Origin of the sequence: Lysinibacillus sp. NPDC093190 (genome assembly GCF_050280425.1) — a bacterium.
Taxonomy (GTDB): Bacteria; Bacillota; Bacilli; order Bacillales_A; family Planococcaceae; genus Lysinibacillus.
The window spans coordinates 1-18,870 of sequence record NZ_JBNNVG010000044.1; the positions used below are offsets into that span (position 1 = coordinate 1).

The 18,870-nt window shown below is 36.6% G+C and carries 18 protein-coding genes and 1 pseudogene; 9 read left to right on the forward strand and 10 right to left on the reverse strand.

Features of this window, described 5'->3' with window-relative positions; translation table 11 throughout:
* Window positions 1–201 precede the first annotated feature (201 nt).
* Entirely contained in the window at window positions 202–888 is a 687-nt protein-coding gene (locus ACQKOF_RS23095) for a phosphoribosylaminoimidazolesuccinocarboxamide synthase (RefSeq protein WP_427562275.1), read from the reverse strand.
* A gap of 185 nt (window positions 889–1,073) precedes the next feature.
* The gene (gene gdhA, locus ACQKOF_RS23100; RefSeq protein ID WP_427562278.1) at window positions 1,074–2,447 is read right to left on the reverse strand and encodes an NADP-specific glutamate dehydrogenase; all 1,374 of its coding nucleotides are present in this window, start codon (window positions 2,445–2,447) and stop codon (window positions 1,074–1,076) included.
* Between the two features lie 184 nt (window positions 2,448–2,631).
* On the opposite strand from gdhA, the gene ACQKOF_RS23105 reads away from it, so the two are divergent.
* Both ACQKOF_RS23105 and ACQKOF_RS23110 read left to right on the forward strand, forming a co-directional pair.
* Window positions 2,632–3,108: a YaiI/YqxD family protein gene (locus ACQKOF_RS23105; RefSeq protein ID WP_427562331.1), complete on the forward strand. Its 477-nt coding sequence runs from the start codon at window positions 2,632–2,634 to the stop codon at window positions 3,106–3,108.
* On the forward strand, window positions 3,098–4,420 hold the full coding sequence (locus ACQKOF_RS23110; protein ID WP_427562281.1) for a D-serine ammonia-lyase: 1,323 nt from the start codon (window positions 3,098–3,100) through the stop codon (window positions 4,418–4,420). The genes ACQKOF_RS23105 and ACQKOF_RS23110 overlap by 11 nt, the downstream gene beginning before the upstream one ends.
* Before the next feature lie 365 nt (window positions 4,421–4,785).
* Here ACQKOF_RS23110 and ACQKOF_RS23115 read toward each other — a convergent pair whose 3' ends face one another.
* Window positions 4,786–4,977, reverse strand: coding sequence for a hypothetical protein (locus ACQKOF_RS23115; RefSeq protein WP_049666523.1), 192 nt, complete (start codon window positions 4,975–4,977; stop codon window positions 4,786–4,788).
* A 392-nt stretch (window positions 4,978–5,369) separates the two neighbouring features.
* A complete protein-coding gene (locus tag ACQKOF_RS23120) occupies window positions 5,370–6,539 on the reverse strand; it encodes a pyridoxal-phosphate-dependent aminotransferase family protein (RefSeq protein ID WP_427562284.1) in 1,170 nt (389 codons plus the stop codon).
* Window positions 6,540–6,723: 184 nt separating this feature from the next.
* On the opposite strand from ACQKOF_RS23120, the gene ACQKOF_RS23125 reads away from it, so the two are divergent.
* Window positions 6,724–7,803: a DUF1835 domain-containing protein gene (locus ACQKOF_RS23125; RefSeq protein ID WP_427562285.1), complete on the forward strand. Its 1,080-nt coding sequence runs from the start codon at window positions 6,724–6,726 to the stop codon at window positions 7,801–7,803.
* A gap of 58 nt (window positions 7,804–7,861) precedes the next feature.
* Here ACQKOF_RS23125 and ACQKOF_RS23130 read toward each other — a convergent pair whose 3' ends face one another.
* A complete protein-coding gene (locus ACQKOF_RS23130) occupies window positions 7,862–8,350 on the reverse strand; it encodes a hypothetical protein (protein WP_427562287.1) in 489 nt (162 codons plus the stop codon).
* Window positions 8,351–9,088: 738 nt separating this feature from the next.
* Here ACQKOF_RS23130 and ACQKOF_RS23135 point away from each other — a divergent pair.
* The 3 genes from ACQKOF_RS23135 to ACQKOF_RS23145 all read left to right on the forward strand — a co-directional run bounded on the left by ACQKOF_RS23135 (window position 9,089) and on the right by ACQKOF_RS23145 (window position 11,910).
* Window positions 9,089–9,406, forward strand: a complete 318-nt coding sequence (locus ACQKOF_RS23135; RefSeq protein WP_427562290.1) for a hypothetical protein — start codon at window positions 9,089–9,091, stop codon at window positions 9,404–9,406.
* 443 nt (window positions 9,407–9,849) lie between these two features.
* Complete coding sequence (locus ACQKOF_RS23140; protein ID WP_427562293.1) at window positions 9,850–11,211, forward strand: DJ-1/PfpI family protein; 1,362 nt, start codon at window positions 9,850–9,852, stop codon at window positions 11,209–11,211.
* A gap of 591 nt (window positions 11,212–11,802) precedes the next feature.
* Window positions 11,803–11,910, forward strand: a complete 108-nt coding sequence (locus tag ACQKOF_RS23145; protein ID WP_220443510.1) for a putative holin-like toxin — start codon at window positions 11,803–11,805, stop codon at window positions 11,908–11,910.
* A 174-nt stretch (window positions 11,911–12,084) separates the two neighbouring features.
* Here ACQKOF_RS23145 and ACQKOF_RS23150 read toward each other — a convergent pair whose 3' ends face one another.
* Both ACQKOF_RS23150 and ACQKOF_RS23155 read right to left on the reverse strand, forming a co-directional pair.
* Window positions 12,085–12,711 (reverse strand): nitroreductase family protein, encoded by a 627-nt coding sequence (locus tag ACQKOF_RS23150; RefSeq protein ID WP_427562295.1) that lies wholly within the window; start codon window positions 12,709–12,711, stop codon window positions 12,085–12,087.
* A gap of 147 nt (window positions 12,712–12,858) precedes the next feature.
* Window positions 12,859–14,103 (reverse strand): ferredoxin reductase family protein, encoded by a 1,245-nt coding sequence (locus ACQKOF_RS23155; RefSeq protein ID WP_427562298.1) that lies wholly within the window; start codon window positions 14,101–14,103, stop codon window positions 12,859–12,861.
* A 205-nt stretch (window positions 14,104–14,308) separates the two neighbouring features.
* Between ACQKOF_RS23155 and ACQKOF_RS23160 the strand changes: the two genes are divergently transcribed.
* Window positions 14,309–14,797: a metal-dependent hydrolase gene (locus tag ACQKOF_RS23160; protein ID WP_427562301.1), complete on the forward strand. Its 489-nt coding sequence runs from the start codon at window positions 14,309–14,311 to the stop codon at window positions 14,795–14,797.
* Between the two features lie 60 nt (window positions 14,798–14,857).
* Here ACQKOF_RS23160 and ACQKOF_RS23165 read toward each other — a convergent pair whose 3' ends face one another.
* The gene (locus ACQKOF_RS23165; protein ID WP_427562303.1) at window positions 14,858–15,679 is read right to left on the reverse strand and encodes a squalene/phytoene synthase family protein; all 822 of its coding nucleotides are present in this window, start codon (window positions 15,677–15,679) and stop codon (window positions 14,858–14,860) included.
* A 695-nt stretch (window positions 15,680–16,374) separates the two neighbouring features.
* Between ACQKOF_RS23165 and coaW the strand changes: the two genes are divergently transcribed.
* Together coaW and ACQKOF_RS23175 are read left to right on the forward strand one after the other, a co-directional pair.
* Entirely contained in the window at window positions 16,375–17,211 is an 837-nt protein-coding gene (coaW, locus tag ACQKOF_RS23170; protein WP_100543033.1) for a type II pantothenate kinase, read from the forward strand.
* Between the two features lie 409 nt (window positions 17,212–17,620).
* A pseudogene (locus tag ACQKOF_RS23175) lies at window positions 17,621–17,893 on the forward strand (IS5/IS1182 family transposase); the annotation flags it as partial.
* A 49-nt stretch (window positions 17,894–17,942) separates the two neighbouring features.
* Here ACQKOF_RS23175 and ACQKOF_RS23180 read toward each other — a convergent pair.
* Entirely contained in the window at window positions 17,943–18,140 is a 198-nt protein-coding gene (locus ACQKOF_RS23180) for a hypothetical protein (RefSeq protein WP_143998891.1), read from the reverse strand.
* A 9-nt stretch (window positions 18,141–18,149) separates the two neighbouring features.
* Window positions 18,150–18,845, reverse strand: coding sequence for a hypothetical protein (locus ACQKOF_RS23185; RefSeq protein WP_219364598.1), 696 nt, complete (start codon window positions 18,843–18,845; stop codon window positions 18,150–18,152).
* Window positions 18,846–18,870 lie beyond the last annotated feature (25 nt).

Here is an 18,870-nt window from a genome sequence, read left to right on the forward strand (position 1 = left end):
TTGTTTTTCGACAATTCAAGTATATATAAATCGGTGAATCTGTGCTTTTTTTATGCGTGGAATTATGTGAATACCCCAACAAATATTATAGAACCCAAAAGAAAGAAAAAATCATCTTAGCAACAAAAAGAGCCGCAAGAAAGCGACTCTTTTTGATTACTCGTATCTAGTCAGGCATGGCATATTAATAGAATGGATTTTTTATTCAGCTAACATAATTTTTTCAAGCTCTAATGGTTCTATGTATTGTTCGCCTTTGTAAGCGCGCATATTACCACCTGAAATTTCATCTATTAATAAAATTTCATTTGTTTTAGCATCGCGGCCAAACTCTAGTTTAATATCATAAAGTGTTAACCCTTTTTTGTCAAGATCTGCAGCAATAAATTTAGAAATTTCAATTGTACGTTGCTTTAAAATTTCGTATTCTTCGTGTGTTAATAGGTTTAACATGGCTAAAGCATCTTCAGAAATAGGAGGATCTAGTCGATCATCATCTTTGATGGTAACTTCTACGAAAGAATCTAAGTCTTGTCCTTCTTTCACGTAAGCACCATAGCGACGTAGGAAAGAGCCTACTGCCTTGAAGCGGCAAATGACCTCTAAACCTTTACCGAAAACAGTTGCAGGCTTTACTGTCATTGTTGCATCGTTGAAGTTTGCATCAACATAGTGAGTAGGAACACCTTGTTCGTTTAGTTTTGAGTAGAAATAAGAAGTTAAGCGAAGTCCAGCTAAACCAGCGCCGTCGATTGTTAATCCAACAGTATTAGCACCTGGGTCGAATACGCCATTTTCACCAGTTACATCATCTTTAAATTTTAATAAGTAATGACCATCTTCTAATTTGAACACATTTTTCGTTTTACCTGTATACAATAATTCCACAAAAAACCCTCCAATATTTCATAGTACTTCATCATTATAACACGAATGTTTTGGATGTTTAATAACAAAAATGTTCGTTTTACACGATAATTGTTATGGTTTTTAACTTATTTTTTGATAAAAATAAGATGATAACGAATGTTCATTATCATCTTAGGGTAGATTAAGAGGATTCTAAATTGTTATTAATAAACGCCTTCAGCTAGCATACCATCAGCAACTTTTATGAAACCAGCGATGTTCGCACCAACTACGAGATTCCCAGGGTAACCATATTTTTCAGCAGCCGCTTTACTGTCCGCGTAAATGTTTTTCATAATTTCATGTAATTTAGCATCTACTTTTTCAAATGACCAGAATACGCGACTAGAATCTTGCGCCATTTCAAGAGCAGATACAGCAACACCACCAGCATTAGCAGCTTTAGCAGGACCGAATAATACGCCCGCATTTAAGAATTCGTTAATTGCTTCAAGATCTGATGGCATGTTTGCACCTTCACCAATAGCTTTCACACCGTTAGAAATTAAAGTACGAGCTGAATCACCATTAATTTCATTTTGAGTAGCACATGGAAGCGCGATGTCACAAGGGATCGTCCAGATACCAGTACAACCTTCTGTAAATGTAGCATTTGGACGATAGTTTAAGTAAGTGGAGATACGATCGCCTTTTACTTCTTTAATTTCTTTAATTGCATCAAGATCTAAACCTTCTGGATCATAAATATAGCCTGAAGAGTCAGAACATGCAACAACTTTTGCACCATAAGTTTGTGCTTTTTCAATTGCGTATGTTGAAACGTTACCAGAGCCAGAAACTACAACTGTTTTACCCTCGAATGAATCGTTTGCATCTTTTAGCATTTCATTTACAAAATATACAGTACCATAACCAGTTGCCTCTTTACGGGCTAAAGAACCACCATAGCCAGGAGTTTTACCAGTTAATACACCAGATTCGTTTGCTTTTGTTAAACGCTTATATTGGCCCCATAAATAGCCTACTTCACGAGCTCCAACACCGATATCACCTGCTGGAACATCGACATCTGGTCCAATATGGCGGTATAATTCAGTCATGAATGCTTGACAGAAACGCATGATTTCTGAATCTGATTTACCTTTAGGATCGAAGTTTGAACCACCTTTACCACCACCGATTGGTTGGCCTGTTAAAGCATTTTTAAAGATTTGTTCAAAGCCTAAGAATTTGATAATTGATTCATTTACGGAAGGGTGGAAGCGAAGACCGCCTTTGTATGGCCCCATTACGTTGCTGTATTGAACACGGTAACCACGGTTTACTTGAACTTGATTATTATCATCTTGCCAAGCTACACGGAAGGAAATGATACGATCTGGCTCAACGATACGAGATAAGATATTGGCTTTAATATATTCAGGGTGTTGTGCAAATACAGGCACTAATGAAATGAAAATTTCTTCAGCTGCTTGTAAGAACTCCGCTTGATAACTATTTTGTTGTTTTAGTTGCTCGAATACGCCATCAACGTATTCTTTTGCTAATTGTTCGTTGCTTACAGTTGTAGTTGTCATAGTAAAAAACCTCCAGTTATTTGATATGTGTATCGTATATCTATTTTTCACACTATTCAATAAAATACTTTTTCCAACAGTCTTAAGTTTGTGAAAAATTGAACAAGCGAAGGGAAGAGTTTATTATATTGAAATAATGATTAAATGAATGATCTATCTAATTATGAGAAAGGAATGATGCTTTATTGTAAAGGTTTTAATTGATGCTGATGCCTGTCCAGTCGTGGATTTAGCGCTATCTATATCATCTGAGTTTGAGATTGAAACAATCTTGTTTTGCGATACATCCCACCGTATCGAACGTGATAATGTAATAACAATTATGGTTCCAAAGGGTCCAGATTCGGTTGATTTTACGCTAGTGAATGCGCTTTCAAAGCATGATATTGTCATTACACAGGATTACGGTTTAGCAGCTATGGTTTTGGCAAGAGGAGGTTATCCAATCGATCAAAATGGGCGAGAGATGTCCAATGAAAACATCGAACGTTTGCTCGAAATGCGCCATGTTGGACAAAAAATTAGACGTGCTGGTGGACGTACGAGAGGACCTAAAAAACGAACACAAGAAAACAATATTTCGTTCGAATTGAAATTTCGACAAATTTGTGAACGAGCGATTTCAGCTCAAAAAATGGAGGATTCTGAAGGTGAAAAATGAGCTTAAACACGAACTATTTATTCAATTTCCAAGACTAAAAGAGTTAGCAAACCATGATACTGTACTTTGGGAAAATACAAATCGAGAAAAAAAGGCACAAACAAATCTTTTTTCAATGGAGGAGGTTGAGGAGGCAGAAGAAACACTTAAACGCTTTTCTTCCTATTTAACTTTAGCATTTCCAGAGCTTGTGGAAAGCAAAGGACTTATTGAATCATCTTTACAAGAAATACCTTCGATCAAGAAAGCTCTTGAGAAGGAATATGATGTTTTAATACCAGGTCAATTTATCTTAAAATGCGATCATGCCTTGCCAATTTCCGGCTCTATCAAAGCCCGTGGTGGTATTTTTGAAGTATTAAGGCATGCAGAACGGCTTGCGATCACTAGTGGTAAGCTAACAAAAGAGGATAGTTATGCAGTGTTGGCAACAGAGGACTTTCAATCGTTCTTCCAACAATACACAATTGCAGTAGGTTCTACAGGTAATTTAGGATTAAGTATCGGCATTATGGGCAAAAAACTCGGCTTTAATGTCGTTGTACATATGTCGAGTGATGCAAAAGAGTGGAAAAAAGCATTGCTGCGTGAAAAAGGTGCGACAGTTATTGAATATGAGGCTGATTATAGCGTTGCTGTAGAACAAGGTCGTCAAGAGGCTGAACAAGATCCTATGTGTCATTTTATTGATGATGAGAATTCGAAGGACTTATTTGCTGGCTATGCGGTGGCGGCAAAGCGTTTAAAAGCACAGTTTGAAAAGACGAACATTACTGTGGATAAAGCCCATCCTTTGTTCGTGTATTTGCCGTGTGGTGTAGGTGGAGGACCAGGCGGAGTAACGTACGGCATACGTGAAATTTTTGGAGAGCATGCTCATATCTTCTTCGCAGAGCCCGTAGCATCCCCTTGTATGACAATTGGCTTAATGACAGGTTTACATGACGCCATCAGTGTGGAGGATATTGGTCTTGATAATAAAACCGAAGCAGATGGTCTAGCAGTTGGGCGGGCTTCAAAATTTGTAGGTAAAGTGATGGAATCGTATATAAGTGGCTGTTACACAGTGAAAGATGAGGAATTATTTAAATCACTCGCACTAGCTGTTAAGGTAGAAGGATTATTTTTAGAGCCATCTGCACATGCAGGGATGTTTGGACCGATACAGTTAATGAAAAATGGACAAAGTTATTTAGAAAAGCATGATTTAGTTGATAAGGTGGAGCAAGCTACCCATCTTGTATGGGCAACAGGTGGAAGTATGGTACCGGTGGAAATGCGTGAGGAATACATGGCAAAGGTGTGCAAGTAGCAAGAATTAATGATTAAGGTAGTTAGTTAATGAAAAAACGCAAGAATGCTATTTGGAATCAACATTCTTGCGTTTTTTACTTTTAAAAATTTGATCGCAAATTTATTCAAAACATCACATCGTGTTTTTATTTCAAATATCAATTCATTAGAAGCTGTATAGTATTTGGCACTTACAAATGTTTTGAAAAAGGCTTGGGAAAGTAAAACGGCAATTGCCAATCAAGAAACCGAATCTATTCATCAGACAGAAACGCTCCTTTGGTGGATGGTTGTGTGAGAGCTTTCATTTTAACCAAAAGAGTGGATTCTGTCTTTTTATTTTGTTTAATTGAAATTGTTGGATATATTTTTGCTCATTTAGATTTATTTATATAAATAGTCCAACGCTTGATAATCTTGCTGATAGCGTCCACCGTCTGCTACTTCAGCGTGATATAGAGCTTTTAAAGCATAATTTTTTTGCAAATCCATTTCGGACATTAACTCTTTTAGGCGATCATGTAATTCGCGGTTTTCTTTCACAAGTTGCTGCATTTGTGGTTTAAAATATTTCATACTGTCTAACTCCTCAATTTATAACGTGCTTATTAGTATAACACTTTTAGCTTTTGAAAATGCATTCATATTCATAATTCTGGCTGTAAAAGATTATTCAGTCGATCATGCCGTGAAGTATTGGCCTAAATTGCAATTTTACTTAGGTGTATAGTTCTCTGGTGGCAGTATGGTTCCAGAAATTATGCGTGAGGAATATTTAGCAAAGCATATACAAGATGATAGGCAAAAATAGGATGGCAAATAAGGGTTGATAATGATGTTTATTTAATATTGTCTGCCATGATATAAGTTGACAGGTGTGAAGGTTGGGCGACTCCTGGCCCTCATGAATATAATAATCAAACCTCCAAATCATACATAGATTTGGAGGTTTTCCATTAGTTAAAGTTTTATAACTGCAATTGTTTTCGATGGGATGCTAATAATACTTCCTGTGCTGCCCGTACACCTGCACCTGGCTCAAAGTCATATTCAAAGTCTTGAAGTGCAGCTTCCATTAAAGAAACGGCCTGTAAAATATCACTTGGGAAGCAATAGCCCATATGGCCGAATCTGAAAATTTTCCCTTGCAAATGACCGAGTCCTCCAGCGAAATCTAAATGATATTGTTGCTTTAAATGCGACAAGAAGTCACCGAGTGCAATCCCTTTTGGTGCCATAATCGCTGTGATGGTCGGAGAAGCATGCTCATCCGTAGTGAGAAGGTCAATATTAAGCGCATTCATTGCATGCCGCACCATGTTTTTCATTAGTTCATGGCGGGCAACTGTATGTTCAAAGCCTCCTTCTTCCTCTATAAGTTTACATACTTCGTGAAGTCCATATATAAGCGTGACAGTAGGCGTGTTTGGAGTCATCCCTTTTTCTGCCCAGCTACGATAGCTTAATAAGTTTAAATAATAGGACGGTGTATGATTTTCTTCAATAACGTTCCAAGATCTATCACTAACGCTGACAAGAGAAAGTCCTGGAGGTAGCATCATGGCCTTTTGAGATCCAGTAACAAGAATATCGATTCCCCAAGCATCCATTTCAGCAGGAGCTCCACCTAAGCAACTTACACCATCGACAATACATAATGCATCCGTTTCCTCACGAACGACTTGTGCTAATTCAGCAATTGGATTTAAAATACCAGTCGAAGTTTCATTGTATGTGACAAAAACAGCTTTAATATCTTTTAACGGCTGCAAGAATTCTCGTAACTCCTTAGCTGTACATGCTTGTCCCCATTCTTTTTCAAGCTTATGTACATGAAAGCCGTATTTCTCACAAATCGAAACAAAATAGTCTCCGAACGCTCCAACAGTAATTACAACAACATTTTCACCAGCAGAAACAGTGTTAACCGCTGCAGCCTCTAAAGCTGCCGTACCACCTGATGGGAGGAGTAAAATATCCTGTTTTGTCCCGAAGACAGGTTTTACTAATTCAATTGTTTCACGGTAAAGCTCCACAAATTCATTGCTACGATGGCTAATAATATCGCGATTCATCGCAAGTTGGACCTTTTTCGGAATTGGCGTAGGTCCTGGATGTCTTAAAATATTTTCATACACAATCATCAAACCCCTTTGTAATTAAAAATTAGAAATTCAAAATTTTCTAACTATAATATAGCATATATTTTCTGTTATCTAACTTCTTTTTCAAAATTTGATAAGTCAAGTGTCGTAAGAGAGTAGAAAATACAACGAATAGTTCCAAAATTTTATATGGTAAAATTATAAGGGGGGCTGAGTTATGGAATCGAAAGTAAATTATCCATATATTTATTTTTTATTGGAATCAAATACGATTTTTGTCTTTCGAATTAAAACACATAATTATCTGAACGCATCGGATTTGATAGATAGGAGTGTATGGGAGGTTTATGAATTACAGTATCATGCTCAATTTGAAACATTCAACCATGAAGAAAGTGAAGCAATTGAGGGGTGGGGGTTCTGGCTTGAGCAAGATAAATTAAGCGACATCGTAGAAATTATCAATGACTGTATTCAAAAACATCGTTCTGTGGACCAACGAATAACAACGCAGGCTGTTCATATTGTGAGCTCTGAATCTGCTGCTGGTTCAGTGAGAGTAGCACTAGAACCACCTAAACATGTGATTGGATTCCCTGATTGTTTCTCAATTGGACCATTATGGAAATTAGAGAAAAAAAGAGGGCAAGCCTTCCGCAATGATTGGTTATTTGAAAATATGAATGATGGACAGGAAGATGTTTATCAAAATAAGTTTACAAATACTTTGCGTGAAATAGAAGATATTTCTAATCATGTTCCGATCTATATTTGGTATGGTAATAATGCCGATGAACAATGTGGGCTTCGTTTTTTCCTCTATTTATTGCGAGATAAATCAAATGAGATTTTTCTTATTAATACAACAGAACATAGTAAGGCTAATTGTGCGACAAGTCATCTTAGTTCACAGCAATTAGCACAGCTTTTTATGAACATAGAAGAAAAAAAGCCATTAACTATCCAGGACCGTCTTATTTTCCAAAGTGAATGGGAAACATTATCACAAACTAACGATGTTCTGCGCTTATGGATTAATAATGAAATAAAAGGGGTACCAGAAAATTATTTTGATCCACTTATTATAGAGAAGATAGGAAGGCTACATAATGAACAAACAACAAAAGATTTTATAAAGACGGGGATAGTGATTGCGGAACTCTTACCTTTAATAGAAGAGCTACCTAGTGTCTTCTTTTTAGAATGTAGAATAAGATTTTTAGTCTATAGTGGAGTGCTAGTATTGAAAGGTATTCCTAAGTCCATGAGACACTATAGTGTAAAATTACGTGAATAATTAGAAAACCTCTTTAACCTTTAAAAGGTGTAAAGAGGTTTTTGTACTTGCATATGTATTATGCAACGAAAGGTTTATTCATTTTGATTAAGCCGTAGATAAAATAGAATAGTCCGAATGTAATGAACGATAAAATAATATAAAGTACAGCTCTCCCAGGCTCACCAGACCAACGATAAAATAGTCGATATGTGAAATACATAATATAAATACAAATACCAAAGGAAGCGAGTATACCTATAAATGGAATGATGAATGAAACAAGTAATAATCCAGCATAAATTAAAACATTCTTTTTCGCTTCGGCACGAACTGTTACGTCATCATCACCCTTTGCTGTTAATAAGAAAAGGCTATAAACGTTAATAATAGGAATCCAAGCAACATAGGCAAGATCATCAAAGCCATTTGCTTTAGATGCCTGATAATAAATAAGTGAACTAATAATATAGCCTGCAATACCCATCACAAGAAAAATTAAAATAATGATGAGAAACAAACCACCAAAAAATGCATCAAAATCATTAGAATTATAAGAATTGTACATTGGAAAACCTCCTTTCAAAAAAATACTTCATAATAATAACAATACTAAAGTGTTAAATCTATAGTGGTAAATATAGGAAAGTATAGGTAATCGTACAAATATACCATTTTAATGGAATGTTTATATATTTTTCATGATATTTTTTTGATATAAGATTGATCGAATCGTAAAAATGAATTTGGTATTCTTGGTAATGTAGTGTTGAAGAATCATTTTATGCAAATTTTTCCGTTTTAGATGATTCTACTAATATTGTAATGGAAGTACGGGAGAGTACATCATATGCTGTAATTAAGTTATAAATGTATGAATTTAGCTTGTACTAACGGAGTTATTCTATTCCACCACCAGGAAAAACATAATAAACAGAGCCATCATGGAATGTTCGGAACTGGACAAGGTGAAGAGTTCACAGACAAAGAGAGAGATAAAGGAACTTATTTGCTTATGTGGGTAGATATAAAAAGATTATCATCGATTGATGTTAAACCGAAAGAAGTTGCTATAAAAGTTCAATCCTTATTCAAGTAACGGGGTGCTTTACTTGAAGATCGTTGAGTTGCGTATGCAGCTCTTTTTTTTTATTGAACTAACGATGCAGGTTAGTTTAACAATGATGTTTAACTTGTGTTCAACAATCGGGCCATTTTATGGCATAACACTAAAAAAAGAAGTATTTAGATATTTATGTTAAAGTTTAAACAAGATTGGAAAAAATGTACTATTGGGGGGATTCTTTTGAATGAATTGAAGAAAGTTGTATTTAGAACAATTGAAATCATTTCCCTATTGGCAATCGGTTTGCTTTTCACAGTTTATGTCTTAAAACCTATTTACGAGGGCTTTGGAATTAACTTTATGGGCAATGTATGGGTGAACTGGTTCGGAGTATCTTATATTCTATTTGTCTTGTACACGTTGATTGTTGCTTTATTTCTATTTAAGAATAGTATCCTTTTCAAACAACGACTTACATCTGTCTTTTTTTGGTTTATTTTTATCGGTGCCAATTATGTAGTTTTCATCCCTTTTGTAAAAGGTGAGAACCCGTTTTAGACATAAGCAGAAAATTAGAGAAAGTAGCAATTTCTTGTTTATTTAACCTAATAGAAGCTGATCGGTATTCAATAATCGGGCGCTATTATTGAGCACCACTGGGAAAATATGAGCAATCTTTTTATAAAATCCAAAATTAAATCTACTCGAACAGAATCCATTTTGATCAAACTTTTTTCAAAGCAAAAGCGTTCTATCATGTACAGACCATGCTTCTCCGGCGCTGTGGGAATAGCGCCATCGATTCATATTCAGAAAAGTGCGGTCAGTTAATATTTTAAAAGAAGCTTTCGTCTGCTGTTCGAGAAAAAGGTCCTTTACTAAGACCTTAGTCTGAGAAAAATATAATCCTCGGGCGGGTTTATTCAATTGCCTTCTTCCTTTATCATCGTAGTAAGTAGCACTTTAGAATTAACTAGAGAAAATTAAGGGAGAGAAGGCAATTGAATAAAGTATGGCGTTTCATCGTGTATGTATGCGTTTTCGTTCTGGTTGTAGGAGGAACCGGAGTGATCGGTTTCATGAGCACGATGCAGGAGGCTATGTCGGTTTACGATAAGCCAGTTCCTGCTTCTCTACAAAGCATCCAAGCTCCTGCCTATGATTCGAAAAAGCCGACAGTGGCCGTTATTTTGGCGAATGAAGTGACCGAGGTGTTCGATTTTCTCGTACCATACGAGATGTTTTCCATGACGGGCTCGTACAATGTGTTTTCGGCAGCTCCCGACAAATATATCAAATCGTTGACGGGCGGGCTTGATGTCGTACCCCATTACACTTTCGACGAGTTGGACAAATTGACGGGTAAAAGTCCTGATATAATCGTGATCCCTTTCATGCCGATTTTGGATGAAGCGAAATTCAAGCCTGTCCGCGATTGGATAAGGAAGCACTCCGGCAAGGAAACGATATTATTGTCCATCTGCAATGGGGCGGAAAATTTGGCGGATACCGGCCTGCTGAACGGGAAATCTGCGGCAACACATTGGGGAGATATCGGCAGATTGGAAAAGAAATATACCGAGATTACTTGGATAAGGGATCAGCGCTACGTGACTGATGGTAACATAGTTTCTTCGGCTGGCTTGACTTCGGGGATTGATGCCACTCTGAACGTTATATCCCGGCAAATGGGAGAGCCAGTAGCTGAGAAAGTGGCGAAGGAAATGAATTACCCTTCATACGATTTTGTTCAGCATCCGCAAATGGAACCTTTCACGGCCGGATTGAGCGATATCGTCTATATTTTGAACAATGCGTTTCAATGGAACAAGAAAAAGAACGGGGTCCTGCTGTATGACGGTGCCGACGAGCTGATGTTATCCTCGGCTTTTGACACGTACGGGGCTTCCGGAACAACAACAACATTGACGATATCCAGCAAACGCGAGCCGGTCGTTACCCGACACGGTCTGAAATTGATCGCCCGATATCAAATAGAGGAAGCTCCAAAACTCGACAAAATGATTTTTGTGGGACCGGACGTTAAGACGCGCGCTGTAGATGATATCCGAAACTGGAACGTGAACGGTGGAAAGGCTGAGCAGCTTTACCTGCACAGTGATTCGCCAGAGCGGTTCGCGATGGAACCTGCGTTCGAAGATTTGGCGAAGCAAGAAGATATCTGGACGGCGAAATTCGCCGCCAAGCGGCTCGAGTACCGCGCCACAAGCCAGCTTAAGCTTGAAGGAGCACCATTTTCGTACGAAGCGTTTGGCATACCGATCGGTGTCGGCTTTTTGTCTATGTTCGTCGTTTATTTGGTAGAAAGACGTTTCGTAAGGAGAAAGACTGTTTCCGCATAAAACAGAAAGCAAAAGAAGCATCACAGTTTGTGAATTATTTATACATGTTTGGACCAGATTGGGAAGAAGAAGCACAATCTATTTAGGATTTCTTAAGGGAAAATGAGATTGATAATGCTTTTAAAGTAGCCATGATGGTTGATTACTATAAATTTAATTAAATTTCTTATTAAACAAACGGGGCAGATAGTTCAACAAGCTATGAGTAATTTTAGGACTATGCCATATTTTAGTTATTCCATTAAAGGGCGCGATTGTTTAATAAACGTCGCTGTTCTTCTTAAACTAACGGGTGCCTTAGTTGAACAAGGAGCAAAAAAACAATTGATTTAGTTGAAGAAAAGCTATCTCTTTGAGGATAGCTTTTTCTTATTACTAACAAGAGTTAGTTCAAATCTTCTCTCTTCAAGAATGGGATACGATAATAAAAAAATCATCCTCCATGGTTATTAAAAGAGGATGGCTTTTAAGGCTGAATCGTCAGCAGAGTTTTTTCAATTACGTATTAGATGTTTAAAAGTATATAATAAAAAATGCAGTTGATTTTATAGGGTTTATTACTTGTTATATACACTTTACTTAAGATAACCAATGACAGTATTTGAAGCATTCAGTTTGATTGTACAGTGTAGCCTTTTGCTAATTGCAGTACTGACACTGATGCTTAGTATTATTGTCTCTCAAAATAAAAAGAAATAGCCACCCTGCCGGCTAAGTAAGGTGGCGATTCCAACAACTTTAACTTGGTCAGCCGCTATGGTTGCGGCATGATTGTTGCTTTGACTGGATGTTGACGCATCCAGTATTTTTTATTCTATATTTAGTGTATCATATTTATTCTAAATAGAACATTTTATCTTCAGTCAGTGACCACTAAATGAATTTTGCAATGTCATTTAGCGCTAAACGAGATGAGCCGTAAGCTGGTGCTGCTGCTTTTCCGATAGCGATTAAGACGATTGGTACTAGATTATCTGTTAATTCAAAGTGCTTCGCAAAAGCCTCTTTATTGAAGCCACCCATTGTAACCGTATCATAGCCCATATCTTTTGCTAAAAGCATGATTTGCATAGAAATTAAGCCAGCATCAAATGTAGCAATATTTTTTAGAATTTCTTTAGGAAGGTTTGGATAAAGCTTTAATGAATTTTCAATCATCATATTTTTTGTTGCTTCATCCATATAACCAAACTCGAAGTTTTTTGTATAGACTTCCTCAACATTATTGTACATTGCAGTATCGCCTAATACCGCAATGATGGCAGATGCAGTTTCTACCTGCTCCTGGTTATTAGCAATCAAACGTAGTTCTTTTTTTACTGCCTCATCTTGAATTACTAAAAAGCGCCAAGGTTGTAAATTACTTGATGATGGAGCGGTTGTTGCCTCTACAAGTAATTCCTCTAATTCAGCTTGAGGAATTTTAAAATTTGCCTCATACTTACGAACAGATTTACGATCGTGCATTACTTTATTTATATAACTTTTAGTTGTAGTCATCGTTAAAAAATCTCCTTTATATTTATGATATTTTACTATACGATATTCTTTTTGGAATTCCAAGTAAATTGCTCGAATTAGAGAGTTTTGATTAACTTCTTTCAGCCGATTCCGGACGCAATTATGCCGGGGCATAATTGATAATTGTTACTTAAATTTAAATGCCTCAAAGTCAATGCTTATATCTTTATTGCGGAATTTCAATTGCTTGGCAAAATGTTTTAGCATTTTTTCAGGTCCGCACATAAAAACACTTGTTTGCGCTGGCACTGAAAAATTTTCAAATGAAAGCCTGTCCATTTGAGTAGTATCAATAAAGTTCACTTTGAACTGTTGATTAGTTTTTGCATACTCCTGTAAAAATTCTTTATAAATAGCATTGTCTTGACCTTGATAAGTGTAAAATAATTCAATATCACGATTGATGGGCTGTGATTGCAAATAAGATAAAAAAGGAGTAATGCCTATACCACCTGCTATCCAAACTTGTTGTTGTGTGCCATTTTCAAAGTTTAAATGACCATAAGGACCATCAAGTGTGACTGGTGTATTCAGTTGAACTGAATCATATACTTTTTTTGTGAAATCACCAAGTGCCTTAATAGAGACAAATACTTTTTTTCCGTCGCCACCTGAAATTGAAAAGGGATGAGGCGCCATTTCTATGCCATCTTGCAAAATCTTGATAAAAATAAATTGTCCATGACGATAGGGTATTTTTTTATCAAGTGTTAGCTCCAGTTCAATAACATTGGAGCCTAATTTTTTGATTCCTGTAATGTTGCCTTTATATTTAAAAAACATATCCTGATACATCGTCAACATATATAATGCTGACATAAATCCAATAGTCGCAGTTATTGCGGTAAAAATGCCTAAAGGTGTAGGCTGTAATAAATCGTATCTGCTTGAAAAATACGCATGATAAATTCCAAATGTATAAGGGATAAGCAATAACCGATGAAAGATCCGCCAGTGCTCATATTTTAGAAATTTAGCCAAAAGCGCAATCAAAATTAGTGCGATGAAACCATATTGGCCAAGTGATCCCAGTTCTTTAGCAAATTCGCTGAGTGAAGTTCTTTGTACTTTATCCCAGTGGGGGACCAGACCTTGTAATTGCCCATGAATAACCACTAATACTAGTGAAAGTATTGCTAAATATTTATGATAAAAATAAACATTTTCTAGACCATGGAACCAACGCTCAAAAATTTTCATTCTTGTTGCTAACAAAAATACAAGAAAGAAGCCTGTAATGGCCATGCCTCCAATGATGTGACTGAGCCTGTTAACTGCCTGGATAGGCTCTAAAGGTGTAGCAAAATACCACAGTAAAGCGCTACTACTCATTATTAGTATGATAAACAAAATTCCTTTGATAGATTTCATAAATAACCTCCAATATTCATTTTTATCTCTAATCATCTTACATATACAATGAGAACCTGAAATATTTCTGATATTTTTAATTTTATATGAGAGATTTTGTGAGTATGTATAAAAAGGGATTGTGTGTTCGGAATATATGTTCCCTTTTGCGCTGGAGTGTGTTAAATTAAGAAGAGTGAAAATATAGAGACATAAGGAGCAAATAATGCAAGGGAATACACATATTATCGGGGGCATCACGGCTAGCCTTGCTTTTGCACAAATTTCTAATGATAATCCGCTTGTTTTAGTAGGAGCAGGCGTTATCGGTGCATTACTTCCAGATATTTGTCATGGAGGTAGTAAAATCGGAAGGAAATTTCCCATCATATCAAAAACTGTAAATTCGCTGTTTGGACATCGTTCCTTTACACATAGTTTGCTTTTTTTATTTTTGATTTGGATGCTACTACATACATTTATACCTTACAAATCCATTTCGCTAGGTATTTTATTAGGGATGGCAAGTCATATTTTTCTTGATATGGGGACGAAGAAGGGGGTAAAGCTGTTCTTCCCGGTATCTATTTCAGTACGTCTACCACTTACTACAAAAACGGGTAGTAAAGCCGAAAAGTTAGTGTTTATGTTGTTAACGATGCTTTCAGTCTTTTTTAGCTATGAAATGCTTGTTAAGCTTGTCCAGTCCGTATAACTAAAACAGCCGCAGTACGAGAGTTTCTCATACTGCGGCTGTTTTTTAATGGTGAAAGTTTTAGTCAGCCTGTACTTCTTCGACCGTTTGTTCTACTTCTGCTCGTGACATTTTTTCACGACCTTCTTGCATTGCCTTCAATGTTTTATGAGCTAATGCAAGTGGTAATCGACAGAATAATAATACCGCTCGTTTATTAATATCTTTCATATAAAGATCAGCTTTCGCAAGATTTTCTTCTGCGTATGCAAATAAATCTTCGCGTGTCCAACCATCAGGAACGAAACTTACTCCGCGCTCGTCCATATCCTCATGCTGATTGCGTAAAATATTGACTGCTTGGAGACCTCGGCCATAGCCAATCGCTAAATCGCGATCTGTTTGAATGTCTGCACCCCACGCCCAAAGCTCGGACAGCATTGTCCCAACAAGCCCTGCAACGTAGTATGTATAATCATCTAAATCCTCTCGCGTATGCACCTGCCAGTTTGCTTTTGCCCATTTCGCCATCCCAAATGCCATTTCACTCGTTGAAGCTTGGACAATTTTACGTGAGCCTTCAGGACAAAATGTTAGCCAATCTGCTAAACGAAGAGATACTACAGGTAGCTGATCTGCATATGGCGCTAATAATGCTTCATAAGCTTCAGCATTAAATGGTTCCTTTAATAACTCACTTGTTGCCGTAAGTAAATCGAATTTCACTTCGTTAGAAAGGTTTTCATGATCCTCAATTTCATCTATAGCACGCATTGCTAAATATGCGGCTGCCACTGACAATTTTAAATCATTTTTTAAAAAAGTAATCGGTATATAAAAAGTGCGACTAGTTTCCTTTAAAACTTGCATCGCTTCTTTATAAAGTTTTTTTTGATCTTTCACTTGTATTCCTCCGTTCAAATGGTAACACATCTATAGTATATCGTATCGTAAAAGTGATGAAAGATAAAACAGATTGTTCAATTTATAATCAACTATTTTCAAATGATATAGATTAAGACAAAGAGAGTGTAGATAACGCGGTTGCAATTTTTATAGGTAGGGAAGGACACAGCAATGGCAAAATTGATTTCGATAAGCGAACTAGTGAATGTTGGTGGATATCAGCTAGAATTGCAAAAGAAGTGATAATGCATTTGAGTGTCATTGCATTTTCACTTCTTTTGTTTTTATAGCAGAATAATGTTAAAGTTATAAAAATGCGACGAAAATCGCGTGATTAATAGAAAAAATTTGATATTTTTCGTCTTTTTTTCATGAAAGTTTGCTAAGTTATTGCACATTTATTTCAACAGCGTTAAAGTTTAGGAAGGACAAAGATACAACTTCACTTTTCGAGTAATTGCTGCTGACGCTTCGCTTTCGCGCAGAAGACATTTGTAGCTGTTGATTTGCTTTCGGTACTGAAATACAATACACCGGATTTTGGCACAATAACTTATTGCAAAAACCGTGATATTTGTGGAGGCATGAACGTTATTCAACTGGCTTCTAAACGCCTCTTGAATACAAGCAAAATCTAGTATATATCTCACCATTTGAAATAGAGATTGTACGTAAAGTCAAAGGAGAATGGTATGCCAAAGGCTATAGGTATTGATGCGGGCGGAACATTGACAAAAGTTGCTTATTTAGATGAGCATAATGAGCTCGTTTTAACAACTTTCCCGTCAAATGATTTGCTAGCTGTGCAGAATTGGATTATTAATCATCCAGATATTGAGGATATTGGTGTTACGGGAGGGCGTACAGAACAATTACTGGATGTCATCAAAACAATGAAATCGATTCATTATATAGTAGAGTTTGAAGCCACATTGAAGGGCGTTCGATTTTTGTTGCATAAAGAGGGCTACTTCTTCGAGCGAAGTATGATTACTAATATTGGTACTGGTACTTCAATTCATTATATGGAAGATAATACGCATGTTCGTGTTGGTGGGACAGGCGTTGGTGGTGGAACATTGATTGGATTGTCAGCGCTTACAACTGGCATCACGGATTATAATGAAATAAGAGAACTGGCCTCTAAAGGTAATCGAGAAGAAATTGATTTACTAGTAAAGGATATTTATCAAGGGATGGACACACCTATTGATGGGCAATTGACAGCTAGTAATTTTGGGAAAGTTGGTATTACAGAGTCTGTCAAACATCCAACAGAAGATATTATTGCAACTGTACAAGGGCTTGTAGGTGAGGTTATTACTACACTTAGTATTCAATATGCCGAAGAAAAAAATGCTCAACATATCGTTTATATCGGTTCAACTTTAAGTAATAATGATCATCTTACACGTGTTATTGCCAATTACACACGTACGAAAAAACATACACCAGTCTTTATAAATGACCACGGTTTTTCAGGTGCAGTCGGTGCATTATTAAATATAACTGAATATACAATTGTCTAACTACAATGTACATTACTAAACAAAATTATCAAGACCAAATTCGAAAAAAGTTAAATAAATTAAAGGTCCAAACATATTTTATATGACTAATATGTTTGGACCTTTTAGATGCCTATTTAAAATAACTAATATTACTGTTCTCCTGTATACAGATAATAAAATTGTTTAATTTTCAATAAAGTCATTTTAAAATGTTAGTTACTCTATTCAACAAACGGGCCATATGGTGGAGTAAAACATTGAAAAAATAAACTAAAATAAAGAATTGAAAATTTGATATAATTGAGTTAATTTCATAATTCTAATCCCTTTAGCATCAGGGGTTCTGAAACAATAAAAAACGGGCACCTCCCCAAATTCGGTATAATGATAGCGACGAAACTAACATACTGAATGAGGTGAATGTCCTATGACTATTGTAAAACAAATGAGCCTATTTGACATCCAAGAATTATTGGAAATGGAAAGTTCCCGTCGTTTTGATGCGATTTTTGCCACTTTCGACTTACAACCTATTTTTCAGTTATTTTTAAAAAGGACATTGCGTGGTGCCCCTCGTGAACTAAACTATGGTGCGATGATCCAATCACTGATTATTCGCATTGTCGAGCGTATTCCAACAATCAAGGATTTAATCAAACGTTTGGTCAATGACCCTTTATTCCGCTTAGATTGTGGTTTTTTTTTCCAGCCATTTTAAAACCACGACTTTATTAATTCAAATAAATATATTACTCTCTTTTTGCATCTAATCTCCGACGAAATACTAAAGCAGAGACTGCGAATATAACGAAAGCTGTTGCTGAAGCAGCAGTAACCATCTGCAACACATTTCCTATTGGAGATTTGAACAACAAAGCGACGGAGATGATTAAAACGGCACCAGTTAAACCCATTCCCAAAATCGACATTGCCAAAATCTTATGCATCTATTCACCTCACAGGTAATTGAAACAAGCTACCGCTCCGGCAATACCACCAGCCCCAATAACTGCATATGCACCAATACATGCAGCACATATCGCAGCAGTCACTGGTGTCGGTGTTGCACACGAACCGCCACATGCAACTGCAATAATATAAGCCGCCGTAGCACCAATACCAAGTACTGCTCCAAGACAACTTGCCACTGCTCCTACACCCATCTCTTGAATAACTGGCTCCTCTGCAAGCATCTCTTCATCTGTGATATATGAAAGCTCAGTATCCACGGAATTACTAAGTGACCCATCCAAATATGTCTCAACTCGGAAGTTTCCTACCTCATTCTTGGTAACCAACAATTCATTTGTCTGTAATACAGTATTATCCTCATCAAAGAATACCGTTAAATTACTAGGAAGGCTATAATCTCCATGCAAAGGAACTGTAACAACTGTAACTCCACCACCAACAGTGTACACACTCGACCCTTCCAAATCAAAAGCAGACACAGGAGCTACATTCTCAACTTCACCCTCCTTGACTGCACGGAGCGTTGCATTAACCAGTTCCTTAGCAAGTTTGCCAGAAACTACAACAATACTCGGAGCATCCTCAGCTTGCACAGAAACATCCTGTGCTGGAGAAAAGCCTAAACAAAAAATAGTAAAGATCATCAATACTGGCAAAAAGATTTTTTTCACCTTCGACATAATAAAACCTCCTATTTTTGTATTT

What these genes read in the sequence shown, in the direction of transcription:
- gdhA (WP_427562278.1), bottom strand. Translation starts at nt 2,447, where the DNA reads ATGACAACTACAACTGTAAGCAACGAACAATTAGCAAAAGAATACGTT.
- ACQKOF_RS23115 (WP_049666523.1), bottom strand. Translation starts at nt 4,977, where the DNA reads ATGAAATATTTTAAACCACAAATGCAGCAACTTGTGAAAGAAAACCGC.
- ACQKOF_RS23125 (WP_427562285.1), top strand. Translation starts at nt 6,724, where the DNA reads ATGGAATCGAAAGTAAATTATCCATATATTTATTTTTTATTGGAATCA.
- ACQKOF_RS23130 (WP_427562287.1), bottom strand. Translation starts at nt 8,350, where the DNA reads ATGTACAATTCTTATAATTCTAATGATTTTGATGCATTTTTTGGTGGT.
- ACQKOF_RS23145 (WP_220443510.1), top strand. Translation starts at nt 11,803, where the DNA reads ATGACAGTATTTGAAGCATTCAGTTTGATTGTACAGTGTAGCCTTTTG.
- ACQKOF_RS23150 (WP_427562295.1), bottom strand. Translation starts at nt 12,711, where the DNA reads ATGACTACAACTAAAAGTTATATAAATAAAGTAATGCACGATCGTAAA.
- ACQKOF_RS23155 (WP_427562298.1), bottom strand. Translation starts at nt 14,103, where the DNA reads ATGAAATCTATCAAAGGAATTTTGTTTATCATACTAATAATGAGTAGT.
- ACQKOF_RS23160 (WP_427562301.1), top strand. Translation starts at nt 14,309, where the DNA reads ATGCAAGGGAATACACATATTATCGGGGGCATCACGGCTAGCCTTGCT.
- coaW (WP_100543033.1), top strand. Translation starts at nt 16,375, where the DNA reads ATGCCAAAGGCTATAGGTATTGATGCGGGCGGAACATTGACAAAAGTT.
- ACQKOF_RS23180 (WP_143998891.1), bottom strand. Translation starts at nt 18,140, where the DNA reads ATGCATAAGATTTTGGCAATGTCGATTTTGGGAATGGGTTTAACTGGT.
- ACQKOF_RS23185 (WP_219364598.1), bottom strand. Translation starts at nt 18,845, where the DNA reads ATGTCGAAGGTGAAAAAAATCTTTTTGCCAGTATTGATGATCTTTACT.